Below are 16,212 nucleotides of genomic sequence, written 5' to 3' on the forward strand. Positions count from 1 at the left end.
AACACAGATGTCGACTGAAATACCGCCATCGCGAGCAGGCTCGCTCCCACATTGGTCATCTTCAAGGCGTCCGGTTACGGCGGGTTTCGATGATGTTCGGCAACTGGGAAATCCGACCCAGCAACCTCCCCAATGCATCCAGCCCCGGAATCTCGATGGTCAGGGACATCAACGCGGTGTTGTCCTCTTTGTTCGAGCGGGTGTTGACCGCCAGCACGTTGATCCGCTCGTTGAGCAGCACTTGCGAAACGTCACGCAGCAGGCCGGACCGGTCGTAGGCGCGGATGATGATGTCCACCGGATAGGTGAGTACCGGCACCGGCCCCCAGCTGACCTGGATGATCCGCTCGGGTTCGCGGCTGCCCAGTTGCAGCACCGAGGCGCAGTCCTGACGGTGAATGCTCACGCCGCGGCCCACGGTGATGTAACCGACGATCGCATCCCCCGGCAGCGGCTGGCAGCAGCCGGCCATCTGGGTCATGAGGTTGCCGACGCCCTGGATCTGGATGTCGCCGCGCTTGCCCGGTTTGTAGCCGGTGGCCTTGCGCGGAATCAGTTCCAGCTGTTCGTTGCCGCGCTCCGGCTCGACCAGTTGCTGCGCCAGGTTCACCAGTTGCGCCAGACGCAAATCGCCTGCGCCCAACGCGGCGAACATGTCTTCGGCACCCTTCATGTTGGCCTTTTCGGCCAGCTTGTCGAAATCCACCGCTGGCAGACCGAGGCGACTGAGTTCACGCTCCAGCAAGGTTTTACCGGCGGCGACGTTCTGGTCGCGCGCCTGCAATTTGAACCAGTGAACAATCTTCGCCCGTGCCCGCGAGGTGGTGATGTAACCCAGGTTCGGGTTCAGCCAGTCGCGGCTCGGGGTGCCGTGCTTGCTGGTGATGATCTCGACCTGTTCACCGGTTTGCAGGCTGTAGTTGAGCGGCACGATGCGCCCGTTGATCTTCGCGCCACGGCAGTTGTGACCGATTTCGGTGTGCACGCGGTAGGCGAAGTCCAGCGGCGTCGCGCCCTTCGGCAAGTCGATGGCGTGACCGTCCGGGGTAAAGATGTAGACCCGGTCCGGCTCGATATCGACCCGCAGCTGTTCAGCCAGGCCGCCGATATCGCCCAACTCTTCATGCCACTCGAGGACCTGACGCAGCCAGGAGATTTTCTCTTCGTAGTGGTTGGAGCCGGACTTGACGTCGGTGCCCTTGTACTTCCAGTGCGCGCACACGCCCAGTTCGGCTTCTTCGTGCATGGCATGGGTGCGGATCTGCACTTCCAGCACCTTGCCCTCGGGGCCGATCACTGCGGTGTGCAGCGAGCGATAGCCGTTCTCTTTCGGGTTGGCGATGTAGTCGTCGAATTCTTTCGGGATATGCCGCCACAGGGTGTGGACGATGCCGAGCGCGGTGTAGCAGTCGCGCATTTCCGGCACCAGCACGCGAACGGCGCGCACATCGTAGATCTGGCTGAATTCCAGACCCTTGCGCTGCATTTTGCGCCAGATCGAATAGATGTGTTTGGCCCGGCCGCTGATGTCGGCATCGACGCCGGTGGCGGTCAGCTCGTTCTTCAACTGGCTCATCACATCGCTGATGAAGCGCTCGCGATCCAGACGTCGCTCGTGGAGCAACTTGGCGATCTGCTTGTACTGATCGGGCTCAAGGTAGCGGAAGGACAAGTCCTCCAGTTCCCACTTGATGTGACCGATACCGAGACGATGAGCCAAAGGTGCGTAGATGTCGAAGACTTCACGGGCGACGCGGTTGCGTTTTTCGTCATCGGCGGTTTTCACCGCACGGATGGCGCAGGTGCGTTCGGCCAGTTTGATCAGCGCAACGCGAACGTCGTCGACCATGGCGACCAGCATCTTGCGCAGGTTTTCGACCTGGCCCTGCGTGCCCAGCACCAGGGATTGGCGGGGGCTGAGGCTGGCGCTGATCGCCGCCATGCGCAACACGCCGTCGATGAGTTTGGCGACCACCGGGCCGAAGCGCTGGCTGATCGCCGGCAACTCGATCTGGCCTTCGCGCACGCCGCGATACAGGATCGCGGCCACCAACGAATCCTGATCGAGTTTGAGGTCGGCGAGAATCTCGGCGATCTCAAGGCCCGTACGGAAACTCGAGGTCCCTTCGGACCACAGGTTTTTCGCCGCATTGGCTTGTTGTTCAGACGCACGAGCAAACTCGCACGCTTCCTTCAAGGCTTCGCGATCCAGTGCCGGATCGACACTGACCGCATGATCGAGCCAAGCCTCGAGATTGATACTGCCGTCGGTGTTGATCGGCTGGTGTGCTCTCACCTGTACCATCTTGCTTACCTTCCCTACGACGCAGATTCAATGCGTCAAATCGCTGACCTTCGTTGCCCGTGTGCCCACGTAAGGGCTAATACGCGGCTGCACGGGCGGGCCAGTCGGACCAGACGAGCCGTCCTAGCTCGCTTCAAATAACGCCATGGCCTCGACATGTGCCGTCTGAGGAAACATATCGAGAATCCCGGCACGTTTTAACCGGTAGCCCTGCTTGATCAATTCGACCGTATCGCGCGCCAGCGTTGCCGGATTGCACGACACATACACCAACCGTTTGGCGCCCAGGGACGCAAGCTTGCGCACTGCCTCGAAAGCACCGTCACGCGGTGGGTCCAAGAGTACCGCACAAAAGCCTTCGCGCGCCCATTCGGCATCGGTCAAAGGCTGGGATAAATCGGCCTGAAAAAACTTCGCATTATGAAGATTGTTGCTAGCAGCGTTCGCGGCTGCCCGCTCGACCATCGCCTGCACACCTTCCACCGCCACCACTTCGCGAACGACCTTGGCCAGCGGCAAGGCAAAGTTACCCAAGCCACAGAATAGATCGAGAACGCGTTCATCCGCCGTCGGCTTCAGCCACTCCAACGCCTGGGCGATCATCGCTTCGTTGACCCCGGCGTTGACCTGGATGAAATCTCCCGGTCGGTACGCCAGGTCCAAATCCCACTGTTCCAGTCGATAACCCAACGACTGGTCAGCCTCGACCGGTTGCGGTTCACCGTCACCGTGCAGCCACAACTGGGCTTCATGGAACGCGCAGAAATCCTTGAGGATCGTCATGTCGGCGTCGGACAGCGGCGCCATGTGCCGCAGCAACACCGCCAACGACGAACCGCTGAACAATTCCACATGCCCCAGCGCCTGAGGTTTGCTCAAGCGCCGGAGCATTTCCGGCAAGCGGGTCATGATTGGTTGCAAGGGCTGTACCAGCACCGTGCATTCGTTGATCGCAACGATGTCCTGACTGCCAGCGGCGCGGAAACCGACTTCGAGTTTTTTCGCCTTCATGTCCCAGCGCACCGCCACTCGGGCGCGACGCCGGTAACCGAATTCCGCACCGCTCAACGGCGCGGCCCACTCTTCGGGTTCAACACCGGCGACCTTGGACAATTGCTCGGCGAGCATGCGCTGTTTCAGGGCGAGTTGTTCGTTGTGCGGCAAATGTTGCACGCTGCAACCGCCACAGCGACCGGCATGCGGACATGGTGCCGGGCGGCGCAGTTCGCTGGCCTGGAACACCCGCTCAGTGCGCGCCTCGACCACTTTGCCGTGGGCACCCAACACGCGTGCTTCGACTTCTTCACCGGCCAATGCACCGATGACGAACCAGGTGCGACCTTCAAAAAACGCGATACCGCGACCGTCATTAGCCAGGCGCTCGATACTCAAGCGCTGCTTTTTGCCAGTCGGAATTTGCGGGGCCTTGCTGCCGCCGGTGGGCTGGAAGCGCAGGCCTCTCTCTTGCTTGGCCATCAGTTGGGCGCGTCGAAAATGCCGGTCGACAAGTAACGGTCGCCACGGTCGCAGATGATCGCGACGATCACCGCGTTTTCAACTTCTTTGGACAGGCGCAGCATCGCTGCCACCGCACCGCCCGAGGACACGCCGCAGAAGATGCCTTCTTCGCGGGCCAGACGACGGGTCACGTCTTCGGCTTCGCTTTGCGCCATGTCGACGATCCGGTCCACGCGCTCGGCCTGGTAGATCTTCGGCAGGTATTCCTGCGGCCAGCGACGAATGCCCGGGATCGCCGAGCCTTCCATCGGTTGCAGACCGATGATCTGCACGCTCTCGTTCTGCTCTTTCAAGTAGCGCGAGACGCCCATGATGGTACCGGTGGTGCCCATGGAGCTGACGAAATGGGTGATGGTGCCTTCGGTCTGACGCCAGATTTCCGGGCCGGTGGTGGTGTAGTGCGCTTCGGGGTTGTCCCCGTTGGCGAACTGATCCAGCACCTTGCCGCGGCCTTCGGCTTCCATGCGCTGGGCGAGGTCGCGGGCGCCTTCCATGCCCTCTTCCTGGGTCACCAAAATCAGCTCGGCGCCATACGCCGTCATCGCGGCTTTACGCTCGGCGCTGGAGTTGTCCGGCATGATCAGGATCATCTTGTAACCCTTGATCGCGGCGGCCATCGCGAGGGCGATCCCGGTGTTACCCGAGGTCGCTTCGATCAGCGTATCGCCGACGTGGATCTGCCCGCGCAATTCAGCGCGGGTGATCATCGACAGCGCCGGACGGTCCTTGACCGAACCCGCCGGGTTATTCCCTTCGAGCTTGAGCAAAAGGGTATTGCTGGTGGCGCCAGGCAGGCGCTGCAAACGGACCAGCGGAGTGTTGCCGACGCAATCGGCGATGGTTGGGTACTGCAAGGTCATGGCGTATTCGCAATCCAGACTGCGGGGGCGCCTATCATACCGGCAAACCTTCGAAGGCCATATCACGCAAAGTACGGTGCTTATGGTTTATGGGAATAAGGGGCTGGATCAGTACTCTTCGCTTTGCGCGACATTCAATGCATAGAACTCATGCAACTTGGCTTGCAACAACTGTTTGTCCGGTAGCTGCACCTGGTATTCAGCGATCAGCGCTGGCGACAAGCTGCGGTTAAGGGCGTACTCGACCACCTCGTCATCCTTGCTGGCACACAGCAACACACCAATGGCCGGGTTTTCGTGGGGTTTGCGCTCTTTGCGATCCAGCGCTTCCAGATAGAAGTTCAGCTTGCCCAAATACTCCGGCTCAAAACGGCCGACCTTAAGCTCAATGGCCACCAGGCAGTTGAGCCCACGGTGGAAGAACAGCAGATCCAGGGCGAAATCACGCCCGCCGACTTGCATCGGGTGTTCAGAGCCGACAAAACAAAAGTCGCGACCCAGTTCGATCAGAAACTCCTTGAGGCGCGCCAGCAACCCTTTATGCAGATCGGTTTCGCCATGGTCGGAGGGCAAGTCGAGAAACTCGAGCATATAGGCGTCGCGGAACACGTTCAGTGCCTCAGGGTGAGTTTGTCTCAGCACTGCAGAGGCTTTTGCTGGTTGGGTCACGCTTCGCTCGAACAGTGCAGCTTTGAACTGACGCTCCAGTTCACGCTTCGACCATTTTTCCTTAACTGCCATACGCAGGTAGAACTCCCGCTCCTCCGGCAGTTTGCCCAGGCTGAAGATGACTAGATTATGAGTCCAGGATATTTGTCTCACCAGCGGTGAGACTTTCTCGTCGCCGCGATAAGTTTCGTAGAATTGACGCATGCGAAACAGATTGGGGCGGGTAAACCCACGCAACCCCGGTTGAGTCTGAGCCAGATGCTCGGCCAACTGGCTGACCACAGAATCGCCCCATTCGGCTTTTTCCAGCTTGCGACTGATGTAAGCACCCACCTGCCAATACAGCTCGATCAACTGGGTATTCACCGCCTGCATGGCCTGCTGCTTGGCACTTTGAATCAGCGCAAGCACTTCATTGAAACGGTCTTCGGTTGTGCTGCCGGGGACGCTGGGTGCAGTCATGCCGAACTCCTGGAGGACGAAGGAAAACGTGAGTCTATTCCGTCGAATCAGGCACAAGGTGTCGGCAATGACCTTTAGGAAAGGTCGTACAAAATAACGGGAACGCTCCGGCAAAGTTAGAACGGTTGTAGCTGGGAGGGCCTCATCGCGAGCAGGCTCGCTCCTACAGGGTTAGGGGGTTGATCACACCATTTGCGGCCGACACCCATCCAATGTGGGAGTGAGCCTGCTCGCGATAGCGTCGTCACTGACTCCACCGTCATCCGCCACCAACCGCATATTCAGCCGCAACCCCGCCCCAGAATTCTCAGCCCAAAGCCGCCCCCCCTGGCGCTGCACCGCATTCCTCGCAATGCTCAACCCCAAGCCAAATCCACCATCCCCCGGCCGCGATCCGTCGAGTCGGATGAACGGCGAGAAGATCCGTTCCAGATCTTCATCAGCCACCCCGCCGCCCTCATCCTCCAGCCACACGTGCCAGAAGTCGCCATCGCGCCGCCCACCCAAACGCACAACGCCGCCCTGCGGTGAATGACGAATGGCATTGCGCAGGATGTTTTCCAGCGCTTGAGCCAACGTATTGAGATGGCCGCGCACCCAGCAGGAAGAATCCACCGCGCACTGCAACTGGCTCGCCGGCCAGCCACTTTCATAGCAGGCATTTTCCGTGAGCATTTCCCACAACGCCTGAACCTGGATCGATTCATCGGGCAACCGAGTGCGCTCGGTGTCGAGCCAGGCCAGTTGCAGGGTGTCTTCGACCAGTCGCTGCATGCCATCGACCTCTCGGCCAATGCGTTCGCGCAATTGCGTCAGCCCCTGCTCGCTTTCGCTGGCCACCCGCAGGCGACTCAGTGGCGTGCGCAGTTCGTGGGACAAGTCGCGCAGCAGTTGTTGTTGCAGGGCCACTGTGCTTTGCAGACGCTCGGACATGTGATCGAAGGCTCGACCCAGTTCACCCAACTCATCCGGGCGATTGGTGATACGGCTCGACAACCGCACGTTCAACTGGTCGGCACGCCAGGCATTGGCCTGTTCGCGCAGACTGTTCAAAGGCACAACCAGCAACCGATACAGTCCGACGCACAGCAGCAAGGTGAACAAGCCGGGAATCACCCCGTTGGTGATCACCCGCCAGATCACCCGGTAACGGCCGGGCACGAAACGCTGGGGCAGTTCGATCACCAGACTGCCGGCGGACGGATCCTTGGGAAATGGCACTCTCAACCATGGCAATCCTTTGGTATGACGACTCGTCGGCCAATCCAGGCCGCGTAAAAAGGTCAGGCGCCGGGTTTCTTTTTCCGTCAGCGGGTAACTGCTCAATGACTGCAAATCGCCGCCAATCACACCGACCCATGTCGACTCGCGATGGCCGACATCGTGCAACCATTCATCGACGCCTGCACTCTGGCGCTTATTCCACGCCTGCTCCGCCTCGGCGGCGTAGCGCATCAGCGTGCCCCGTGCCTCGTCGGACAGGAACAGGTTTTTCTTTTCCATGTAGCGGCCCCAGGACCAACTGAGCCAGATCATCAGCAGACAGAACGCCACCAACAAACACGCCAGTTTCCAGAACAGCGAATGCCTGCCCGGCAGCTCAGTCCACTTCATCGACAGCACTCAATACGTAACCCTTGCCCCACACCGTGCGCACTTCGCGCTCGAGGTAGCCGACAGCCTTGAGCTTGCGGCGGATCTGACTGATGTGCATGTCGAGGCTGCGGTCATGGGGCGCGTAACCGCGCTGCAGCACATGCTGGTAGAGGAAGGCTTTGCTCAGGACTTCATCGCCATTGCGGTTCAGCGTTTCCAGCAGCCGGTATTCGCTGCGGGTCAGGCCGGCAGCGTATTCGCCATAAAAGACATCACAGCCTTCATCGTCGAAACGCAGGCTGTCCGCCGAAGGCGCAATCGGTGCCGGCGCTGGCCGGCGGTCGAGCGCGACCCGTCGCAGGATCGCTTCGATGCGCACCCGCAACTCGACCATGCTGAAAGGTTTGGGCAGGTAATCATCGGCGCCCAGGCGAAAACCACTGATGCGATCCGCCTCGGCACCGAGCGCCGACATCAGTACCACCGGGGTGGAATGGCTCTGACGCAACTGCGTCAGTACGTTCAGCCCATCCAGGCCCGGCAGCAGAATATCCATCAGCACCACGTCGAACGCTTGCTGGCGAGCGATGGTCAAGCCTTCCAGTCCGTTCTGGCACCACGTCACCTGAAAACCGCAACGTCCCAGATGCTCATGAACATAAGCACCGAGTACGAGGTCGTCTTCTATAGACAGGATACGAGGATGGCCAGCAGTGATGGGAGTCATGACTATCTGCAAATAATTCTCAGTTGACGATTATTAAAGATTGCCTCGCTGCGGGCAACACAAGGTTTGCCCGTAAGGTAAAAGTGTTGATCCAGCCGACGAATGCCGACATCAATTTTACGAAGATTGCCCGCCTGCAAATCGCTACACTGCGCAAATGGCGCGTGCTGGACGTACGTGCAGGTCGTTAAATCGCTGGATGCAGGAGAGATGCGTGCTCAAAAAACTTGGAATTAAAGGCCGCGTGTTATTGCTGACCCTGTTGCCGACCAGCCTGATGGCCTTGGTTCTGGGCGGTTATTTCACCTGGATGCAGCAATCCGACCTGCAAACCCAGCTCATGCAGCGTGGCGAGATGATCGCCGAACAACTGGCGCCGCTGGTGGCCCCGGCCATGGGCCACAAGAACACCGAGCTTTTGGAACGCATCGCCACCCAATCGCTGGAACAATCGGACGTTCGCGCCGTATCGTTCCTCGCCCCCGACCGCTCTTTGTTGGCCCATGCCGGGCCGACCATGCTCAATCAGGCGCCGGTCGGCAACGGTGCGCAGATGCTGCGCCGCAGCGGCAATGACGCGACGCGTTACTTGCTGCCGGTGTTCGGCAAGCATCGCAATCTGGCCGGCGACCTGATTCCCGACGAAGCCGATCGCCTGCTGGGCTGGGTCGAGCTCGAACTGTCCCACAACGGCATGCTGCTGCGCGGTTACCGCAGCCTGTTCGCCAGCCTGTTGCTGATCGGCGCAGGCCTGGCCGGTGCGGCGCTGCTGGCGTTGCGCATGGGCCGCAGCATCAATCGACCGCTGAGCCAGATCAAGCAAGCGGTAGCGCAACTCAAGGACGGTCATCTGGAAACCCGTCTGCCGCCCCTCGGCAGCCAGGAGCTGGACACACTGGCGTCGGGCATCAACCGCATGGCCGGCACCCTGCAGAACGCGCAGGAAGAATTGCAACACAGCATCGACCAGGCCACCGAAGACGTGCGCCAGAACCTGGAAACCATCGAGATCCAGAACATCGAACTGGACCTGGCGCGCAAGGAAGCCCTTGAAGCCAGCCGGATCAAATCCGAGTTCCTGGCCAACATGAGCCATGAAATCCGCACGCCGCTCAACGGCATTCTAGGCTTCACGCATCTGCTGCAAAAAAGCGAGCTGACCCCGCGCCAGCTCGACTATCTGGGCACCATCGAAAAATCCGCCGACAGCCTGCTGGGGATCATCAACGAGATTCTCGATTTCTCGAAAATCGAGGCCGGCAAACTGGTGCTCGACAATATCCCGTTCAACTTGCGCGACCTGCTCCAGGACACACTGACCATCCTCGCCCCGGCCGCCCACGCCAAGCAATTGGAGCTGGTGAGCCTGGTTTATCGCGATACGCCGCTGTCATTGGTAGGCGATCCGCTACGGCTCAAGCAGATCCTCACCAACCTGGTCAGCAATGCGATCAAGTTCACCCGCGAAGGCACCATCGTCGCCCGCGCCATGCTTGAGGAAGAGCACGAAGACAGCGTGCAACTGCGCATCAGCATCCAGGACACCGGCATCGGGCTGTCGAACCAGGACGTGCGCGCCTTGTTCCAGGCCTTCAGCCAGGCGGACAACTCGCTGTCCCGGCAACCGGGTGGCACCGGTCTGGGGCTGGTGATTTCCAAACGCCTGATCGAACAGATGGGCGGCGAGATCGGTGTCGACAGTACGCCGGGCGAAGGCTCGGAATTCTGGATCAGCCTGAGCCTGCCCAAAACCCGCGACGACGCCGAAGACCTGCCCGGTCCGCCGTTACTCGGGCGTCGGGTGGCCGTGCTGGAAAATCACGAACTGGCCCGTCAGGCATTGCAGCATCAACTGGAAGACTGTGGCCTCGAAGTCACTCCGTTCAATACCTTGGAAAGCCTGACCAATGGCGTGACCGGCGCGCATCAGACCGATCAGGCGATCGACCTGGCGGTGCTCGGCATCACCAGCAACGACATGCCACCAGAGCGCCTCAACCAGCACATCTGGGACCTCGAACACCTGGGCTGCAAGGTGCTGGTGTTGTGCCCGACCACCGAACAGACGCTGTTCCACCTCTCGGTGCCCAACCCGCACAGCCAGCTCCAGGCCAAACCGGCCTGTACCCGCAAGCTGCGGCGGGCCTTGTCTGACCTAGTCAACCCGCGTCAGCACCGCAGCGAACCTGGCGAACCGGTGTCCAGCCGCGCGCCAAAAGTGCTGTGTGTCGACGACAACCCGGCCAACCTGCTGCTGGTGCAAACCCTGCTCGAAGACTTGGGCGCCAAAGTCCTCGCGGTGGAAAGCGGCTATGCGGCGGTCAAGGCGGTGCAGACCGAAACCTTCGACCTGGTGCTGATGGATGTTCAGATGCCCGGCATGGACGGGCGGCAAAGCACCGAAGCGATTCGCCAGTGGGAAAGTGAACGGCATTGCACGCCGCTGCCGATCGTTGCCCTCACCGCTCACGCCATGGCCAACGAAAAACGCGCGCTGCTGCAAAGCGGCATGGACGATTACCTGACCAAACCGATCAGCGAACGGCAACTGGCCCAAGTGGTGCTGAAGTGGACCGGCCTGGCGCTGCGCAATCATGGGCCGGAGCGCTCCAGCGACAGCCACGGCGGCAGTCATGAATTGCAGGTGCTCGATCACGAAGAAGGTTTGCGCCTGGCCGCCGGCAAGGCTGATCTGGCGGCGGACATGCTGGCGATGTTGCTGGCGTCGCTGGAAGCCGACCGCGAGGCGATTCGCTTCGCCCGGGAAAACAACGATCACAATGCCCTGATCGAGCGCGTCCATCGCCTGCACGGCGCGACCCGTTATTGCGGCGTCCCGCAACTGCGCGCCGCCTGCCAGCGCAGCGAAACCCTGCTCAAGCAACAGGACCCCAAAGCCCCCAGCGCGCTGGAAGACCTCGACCGGGCCATCAATCGCCTGGCCGCCCATGCCCGTATAAATGCCTGATGCAACGCAATGGCGCCGACCACCATCAGCGCTAAGCTCACCGGACTCTGTAGCAGCTGGCGAAGCCTGCGTTCGGCGACGTAGTCGTCGTAAATCCGGCAAACGCGGTTTACCTGAAAGACCGTAGCGCCTGATTTTACGACGACTACGTCGCCGAACGCAGGCTTCGCCAGCTGCTACAAAAGCGTGAAAAGCGTGAAAAGCGTGAAATTTTCCAGGAGGACCGCATGCGTACGATTCTTTTCAGTAGCCAGACCTACGATCGCGACAGTTTTCTGGGTGCCGACCTGCCCGCCGGCATTGAACTGCACTTTCAATCAGCGCGACTGAGCCTTGATACGGTGGCGCTGGCGGAGCATCACGAAGTGGTCTGTGCCTTCATTAATGATGACCTCAGTACGCCGGTGCTCGAACGCCTGGCCGCGGGCGGCACACGCCTGATCGCCCTGCGTTCGGCGGGCTACAACCATGTCGACCTGGCAGTGGCAAAACGTTTGGGGCTGGCGATTGTGCGCGTCCCGGCCTACTCGCCCCACGCAGTGGCGGAACATGCGGTGGCGCTGATCCTGGCGCTCAACCGACGCCTGCACCGCGCCTACAACCGCACGCGCGAAGGGGATTTCAGCCTGCACGGGCTGACCGGCTTCGACCTTGTGGGCAAGACCGTCGGCGTGGTCGGCACCGGGCAGATCGGCGCGACCTTCGCGAAAATCATGAACGGCTTTGGCTGCCAATTGCTGGCGTACGACCCTTTCCCCAACCCGCAAGTCGAAGCGCTCGGCGCCCGTTACCTGAGCCTGCCGCAACTGCTGGCCGAGTCGCAGATCATCAGCCTGCACTGCCCGCTCAACGAACAAAGCAAACACTTGATCAATCGCGAGTCCCTGGCGCACATGCAAGCGGGTGCGATGCTGATCAACACCGGCCGCGGTGGCCTGGTGGACACGCCGGCGCTGATCGACGCGTTGAAGGACGGTCAACTGGGTTATCTGGGGCTGGATGTGTATGAAGAGGAGGCACAGCTGTTCTTCGAGGACCGTTCCGACCTGCCGCTGCAGGACGATGTGCTGGCACGGCTGCTGACCTTTCCGAACGTGATCATCACCGCTCACCAGGCCTTCCTCACCCGCGAAGCCCTGGGCGCGATTGCCGCGACTACCCTGCAGAACATCGCCGCCTGGGCAGCAGGCGCGCCTGCGAATCTGGTAACGGCTGACTGAACCAGATCGAAGGTCATACGCCCGCTCCATGCTGCGCTGATGTCCGTGCTAGCATGCCGCGCATATTTGGAGGACCCATGGTCGAACACGATTTCCGCTATAGCCTGATGAACCCGCAACACACCCTCACCGAATGCCGCGCCCTTGTGCCGGGGCGTTATCAAGTCACCGGCAACGGCGGCTCGATTCGTAACAACGACGTGCTGGTAGTGACCCTGAAAGGCGCCAAGGACTTGTCCATGCGCCTGACCGTCGAAACGGTTCGCCACTTGATCAACCCGCCCGGCCAATGGGTCGCGGTGGCCAGTGGTCCGGTGTTCGGTGAACTGGCGATCCACACCTGGAAAGTCAACTGCGACAGCTGCGCCAAAGAGCTGAGCTTCGAGTTCGCGGTCGACGCCAAGCTGGGCAACAAGGCTGAAAAGCCTGCTGCCACTGCTCGGATTGCCGAATTGGGCTGGTCCACGGTCAGCGAGAAGCACCTGTGCCCGAAATGCCAGGAGCCTGCGTGATGAAACGCCTCGCTCTGTCCGCGATGGTTGGCGCCAGCCTGCTGGGCTGCGCCGCCGAGCCGGTGCAATTGCAACACAACCGCAGCTACATTCTGGAGTGGATCGGCGAACGTCCGTTGATGGATTACAGCCACCTGACCATCACCCTCGGTGACGACGGTCGGGCCTACGGCAACGGTGGCTGCAACCACTGGTTCGCACCGTACACCCTGGAAGGCGACAAGCTGAGCTTCGGCAAGGTTGGCAGCACACGCAAGCTGTGTGCGCCGGCGCTGATGGAGCAGGAAAAGCGTTTCCTCCAGGCGTTGGAAAACGTTCAGCGCTGGGACGTCTCGCCGATCGACCAGATGCGTTTCTGGCCGGCAGAAGGCAAACCCTTGCGCTGGTGGCTTGAAGAGGGTTAACCCTCTCAATTGTGGCGAGGGAGCTTGCTCCCGCTGGGCTGCAAAGCAGCCCTAAACCCAACCACTTCGTGTCGTCAGGTACACCGCATACACAGCTTTACGATTGCTGCGCAATCGAGCGGGAGCAAGCTCCCTCGCCACAGGTGGGAACGATCAGCGCACTCAGTTCTTCGCCTGCAACGCCTCAAGCTTCGCCATCACCCCCGCCGCCGTCTGCTCGCCCATCAACTGTTCCCGTACCTTGCCCTTGTTATCGATGATGTAAGTCACCGGCAACGCCTCACTGCGCGGCACCTCAAACAGATCAGCCGGATCAGAAGCCAGTACGGTGAACTTGATGCCCAGTTTTTCACTGGCGCTTTTCAGCTCTTCCCCCTGCACATTGTCGAAGTTGACCCCGAACACCCCAATCTTCTTGTCCTTGAGCTGATCGGCCAACGCGTTCAATTCCGGGATCTCGGTTCGGCACGGCCCGCACCATTCAGCCCAGTAATTGAGCACCAGCCATTGTTTGTCCAGGCGTTCGGCGGCGACTTTCTGGCCGTTCTGGTCGATGCCATAGTCGTTACCGCAGCCCCCCAGCAATAACGTACCGATGATCGCCAATGCCGCTGCCAGTCGCCTAGTCATGTCGTATTCCTTGTTGAAAATTGAATGTGCCTGCGACCCATCGCCTCCCAAGGTTCTGGATTACGCGCTGCACAGTTAGAATAGCCGTCACCTTACGCAAGATGCGAACCGCACATGACCGATCTGACGCTTTATCACAACCCGCGCTGCTCGAAATCCCGCGGTGCGCTCGAACTGCTCGAAGCCCGTGGCCTGACCCCGACCGTGGTCCGCTACCTGGAAACCCCGCTGGACGCCGCGCAAATCCAGAGCCTGCTGACCAAGCTCGGCATCAGCGCCCGGCAACTGCTGCGCACCGGTGAGGACGAATACAAAACCCTCAACCTGGCCGACAGCAGCCTGAGCGAGGCGCAATTGATCGCCGCCATCGCCGCCAACCCGAAACTGATGGAGCGACCGATTCTCGAAGTCGGTGACAAAGCCATCATCGGCCGACCACCGGAAAATGTGCTGGAGCTACTGCCGTGAGTGCGCCGTACATTCTGGTCCTGTATTACAGCCGCAGCGGCTCGACCAATGAAATGGCCCGGCAGATCGCCCGTGGTGTCGAGCAGGCAGGCCTGGAAGCCCGGCTGCGCACGGTCCCGGCGATATCCAGCGAATGCGAAGCCGTGTCGCCGGACATCCCGGACGAAGGCGCGCTGTACGCCAGCCTCGACGATTTGAAAAATTGCGCAGGCCTGGCCATGGGCAGCCCGACCCGGTTCGGCAACATGGCGGCGCCGCTCAAGTACTTCCTCGACGGCACCAGCAACCTGTGGCTGACCGGCGCTCTGGTGGGCAAACCGGCCGGCGTTTTCACCTCCACCGCGAGCCTGCACGGCGGCCAGGAAACCACGCTGTTGTCGATGATGTTGCCGTTGCTGCACCACGGCATGCTGATCACCGGCCTGCCTTACAGCGAATCGGCCCTGCTGGAAACCCGTGGCGGCGGCACGCCTTACGGCGCCAGCCATCACGCCGGGGCCGATGGCAAAAGCGGCTTGAATGAACATGAAGTCGCACTGTGCCGGGCCTTGGGCCTGCGTTTGGCGAAGACTGCACAGAAACTGGGGAACTGACGTGGCCAAAAAGCCGAAGATTTTGCCCTCCATCGAATGGCTCGAACCGCGGGTTCGGGCGATGCGCGTCATCAGCCTGCTGTGCTACTTCGGTCTGGTGGGTTTGCTGTGCGCCTACTACCTGGTCTTCGCCGACCTGCACGGCGCCCGTCCGTGGGTGATTCTGCTGATCGAACTGGTGCCGCTGCTGTTGCTGGCGCCGGGGATGATTATCGGCAGTGCGCGCGGGCATTCATGGATGTGTTTTGTGGTGAACCTGTATTTCATCAAGGGCGCATTGGCGGCGTATGACCCGAACCGGCAGCTGTTTGGCTTGCTGGAAATGGGCGCCAGCGTGGCGGTGTTCTGCTCGGCGCTGTTGTATGTGCGATGGCGGTTTCAGTTGAACCGCAAGTTGGCGGGTGAAGGCGAAACCGCGGCAGCCTGATCCTCCTACAGTGATCGTTCCCACGCTCTGCGTGGGAATGCATCAAGTGACGCTCCGCGTCACAGGGACGCGGAGCGTCCCGGGCGGCATTCCCACGCGGAGCGTGGGAACGATCATTTTCGTCAGTGGTTGACGGTGTAGGCGAGCATCATCGATATCTGACTCATCGGCCGCCCACCACTTTCTTCATGCCACTGGTTGAACACCCCCTGCACCGTGGCCAGATCCCGCAGGCTGGTCGGCACCTTGTCCACAATCTTCTGCGCATTCAACGCCGCGACCACGTCATAACTCGGCACAAACGTATCCTTGCCGACCATGCGCAAGAACCGCGGAGCCGACAAGCCACCCAATTGATGGCCGCGCTTTTTCAGGTAGGTCCACAACCCAACGATATCCGTGACTGGCCAATCGGCGATCAACGCGCCAAAGCTGCCCTTCTCATGCGCCACATCCAGAATGAACTGCGCATTGCGCGGCACGCTCTTGAGTTTGCCCAGATGACGAATGATCCGCGCGTCCTGCATCAGACGCTCAAGGTGTTCGGCACTCATCAGCACGACTTTCTCAGGGTCGAACTTGAAGAACACTTCTTCGAACGCCGGCCATTTGGCGTCCACCAGGCTGTGCTTGAGCCCGGCACGGAAGACGCGCAGCGCCATGGTCGAGAGGTAGCGGTCGTCGCTGATCTTGCGCAATTGCGCCGGAGTTTTCGGAACAGGCAGATGGGCTTCCAGTTCAGCTGCCGAACCGAAGCGGTTCAGACAGTATTCGTGCAGCCACTTGTAATCGCGCATGCCCTTTCCTGATGAGTAAGTGAACAGACTCATGTGGGAGCCAGCCTGCTGGTGAT

Annotated in this window: 15 protein-coding genes; 7 read left to right on the forward strand and 8 right to left on the reverse strand. The window is 60.6% G+C overall.

Annotation, left to right across the window (positions count from 1 at the left end; genetic code table 11):
• Nucleotides 1–61: 61 nt before the first annotated feature.
• The 6 genes from relA to BLW70_RS26700 form a co-directional block, all read right to left on the reverse strand.
• Entirely contained in the window at nucleotides 62–2,305 is a 2,244-nt protein-coding gene (relA, locus tag BLW70_RS26675) for a GTP diphosphokinase (protein ID WP_074879115.1), read from the reverse strand.
• A 123-nt stretch (nucleotides 2,306–2,428) separates the two neighbouring features.
• On the reverse strand, nucleotides 2,429–3,781 hold the full coding sequence (rlmD, locus tag BLW70_RS26680) for a 23S rRNA (uracil(1939)-C(5))-methyltransferase RlmD (protein ID WP_074879117.1): 1,353 nt from the start codon (nucleotides 3,779–3,781) through the stop codon (nucleotides 2,429–2,431).
• Entirely contained in the window at nucleotides 3,781–4,683 is a 903-nt protein-coding gene (gene cysM, locus BLW70_RS26685; protein WP_008148007.1) for a cysteine synthase CysM, read from the reverse strand. Before cysM ends, rlmD begins: the two co-directional genes overlap by 1 nt.
• Before the next feature lie 108 nt (nucleotides 4,684–4,791).
• Complete coding sequence (locus tag BLW70_RS26690) at nucleotides 4,792–5,814, reverse strand: PDDEXK nuclease domain-containing protein (RefSeq protein WP_074879119.1); 1,023 nt, start codon at nucleotides 5,812–5,814, stop codon at nucleotides 4,792–4,794.
• Between the two features lie 183 nt (nucleotides 5,815–5,997).
• Nucleotides 5,998–7,428, reverse strand: a complete 1,431-nt coding sequence (locus BLW70_RS26695; RefSeq protein WP_074879121.1) for a sensor histidine kinase — start codon at nucleotides 7,426–7,428, stop codon at nucleotides 5,998–6,000.
• A complete protein-coding gene (locus BLW70_RS26700) occupies nucleotides 7,415–8,137 on the reverse strand; it encodes a response regulator transcription factor (protein WP_074879123.1) in 723 nt (240 codons plus the stop codon). Before BLW70_RS26700 ends, BLW70_RS26695 begins: the two co-directional genes overlap by 14 nt.
• Before the next feature lie 214 nt (nucleotides 8,138–8,351).
• Between BLW70_RS26700 and BLW70_RS26705 the strand changes: the two genes are divergently transcribed.
• The 4 genes from BLW70_RS26705 (at nucleotide 8,352) to BLW70_RS26720 (ending at nucleotide 13,241) form a co-directional block, all read left to right on the forward strand.
• Nucleotides 8,352–11,105: a response regulator gene (locus BLW70_RS26705; RefSeq protein WP_074879124.1), complete on the forward strand. Its 2,754-nt coding sequence runs from the start codon at nucleotides 8,352–8,354 to the stop codon at nucleotides 11,103–11,105.
• Between the two features lie 227 nt (nucleotides 11,106–11,332).
• A complete protein-coding gene (locus BLW70_RS26710) occupies nucleotides 11,333–12,325 on the forward strand; it encodes a 2-hydroxyacid dehydrogenase (protein ID WP_074879126.1) in 993 nt (330 codons plus the stop codon).
• Nucleotides 12,326–12,402: 77 nt separating this feature from the next.
• Nucleotides 12,403–12,837 carry a hypothetical protein gene (locus BLW70_RS26715; protein WP_074879128.1) on the forward strand — a complete coding sequence of 145 codons (435 nt, stop codon included), beginning with the start codon at nucleotides 12,403–12,405 and terminating at the stop codon, nucleotides 12,835–12,837.
• Nucleotides 12,837–13,241, forward strand: coding sequence for an META domain-containing protein (locus BLW70_RS26720; RefSeq protein ID WP_074879130.1), 405 nt, complete (start codon nucleotides 12,837–12,839; stop codon nucleotides 13,239–13,241). The genes BLW70_RS26715 and BLW70_RS26720 overlap by 1 nt, the downstream gene beginning before the upstream one ends.
• Before the next feature lie 162 nt (nucleotides 13,242–13,403).
• On the opposite strand, the gene BLW70_RS26725 is transcribed toward BLW70_RS26720, so the two are convergent.
• On the reverse strand, nucleotides 13,404–13,871 hold the full coding sequence (locus BLW70_RS26725; protein ID WP_074879132.1) for a TlpA disulfide reductase family protein: 468 nt from the start codon (nucleotides 13,869–13,871) through the stop codon (nucleotides 13,404–13,406).
• A 114-nt stretch (nucleotides 13,872–13,985) separates the two neighbouring features.
• On the opposite strand from BLW70_RS26725, the gene arsC reads away from it, so the two are divergent.
• Genes arsC through BLW70_RS26740 form a run of 3 tightly spaced genes read left to right on the forward strand, consistent with a single transcriptional unit; the run spans nucleotide 13,986 to nucleotide 15,359 of the window.
• Complete coding sequence (gene arsC / locus BLW70_RS26730; RefSeq protein ID WP_074879134.1) at nucleotides 13,986–14,339, forward strand: arsenate reductase (glutaredoxin); 354 nt, start codon at nucleotides 13,986–13,988, stop codon at nucleotides 14,337–14,339.
• Complete coding sequence (gene wrbA, locus BLW70_RS26735; RefSeq protein ID WP_008147989.1) at nucleotides 14,336–14,932, forward strand: NAD(P)H:quinone oxidoreductase; 597 nt, start codon at nucleotides 14,336–14,338, stop codon at nucleotides 14,930–14,932. The genes arsC and wrbA overlap by 4 nt, the downstream gene beginning before the upstream one ends.
• 1 nt (nucleotide 14,933) lies before the next feature.
• Nucleotides 14,934–15,359: a DUF2069 domain-containing protein gene (locus BLW70_RS26740; RefSeq protein ID WP_074879136.1), complete on the forward strand. Its 426-nt coding sequence runs from the start codon at nucleotides 14,934–14,936 to the stop codon at nucleotides 15,357–15,359.
• 122 nt (nucleotides 15,360–15,481) lie between these two features.
• On the opposite strand, the gene BLW70_RS26745 is transcribed toward BLW70_RS26740, so the two are convergent.
• Nucleotides 15,482–16,156 carry a DNA-3-methyladenine glycosylase I gene (locus BLW70_RS26745; RefSeq protein WP_074879137.1) on the reverse strand — a complete coding sequence of 225 codons (675 nt, stop codon included), beginning with the start codon at nucleotides 16,154–16,156 and terminating at the stop codon, nucleotides 15,482–15,484.
• Between the last annotated feature and the right edge of the window lie 56 nt (nucleotides 16,157–16,212).

Source organism: Pseudomonas frederiksbergensis (genome assembly GCF_900105495.1).
Lineage (GTDB): Bacteria > Pseudomonadota > Gammaproteobacteria > Pseudomonadales > Pseudomonadaceae > Aquipseudomonas > Aquipseudomonas frederiksbergensis.